This is a genomic window from Novosphingobium sp. B-7, assembly GCF_000410615.1.
Taxonomy (GTDB): domain Bacteria; phylum Pseudomonadota; class Alphaproteobacteria; order Sphingomonadales; family Sphingomonadaceae; genus Novosphingobium; species Novosphingobium capsulatum.
In genome coordinates, this window is sequence record NZ_KE148370.1 from 1 (window position 1) to 350 (window position 350).

Below are 350 nucleotides of genomic sequence, written 5' to 3' on the forward strand. Positions count from 1 at the left end.
ACCCCGGCGCGGGCGCGGCGGGCGCGCAGCCAGGGCGCCAGCAACGACCACGCCAGCCAGGCCAGCGCCGCCAGCCCGACCACGCAGATCATCACCAGCAACAGTTGTTCAGACCGGGCGAGGGCAAGGCCCAGCGGCAGGAACACATGCAGGTTGATCCATTCCAGCACCTGCGCCAGCGCATTGACCAGGGCCTGCAACCAGTGCGGCGGCACATAGGGGGGATCGGCGGGGGGGGGCGGCACCGGCGCAAACTGGATATCGCCCATGCCCCGCACCGTCTGCCAGGCGTGCTCGGCACGGGCAGCATCTGCCTGCGCCGTTGTGGCGGGGGCCTGCGCGGGGGGGGG

1 pseudogene is annotated in these 350 nt (G+C 72.9%); it reads right to left on the reverse strand.

What is annotated here, in order from left to right:
- Positions 1-269, reverse strand: a pseudogene (locus H926_RS0114975) (hypothetical protein); the annotation flags it as partial.
- Positions 270-350: the final 81 nt, after the last annotated feature.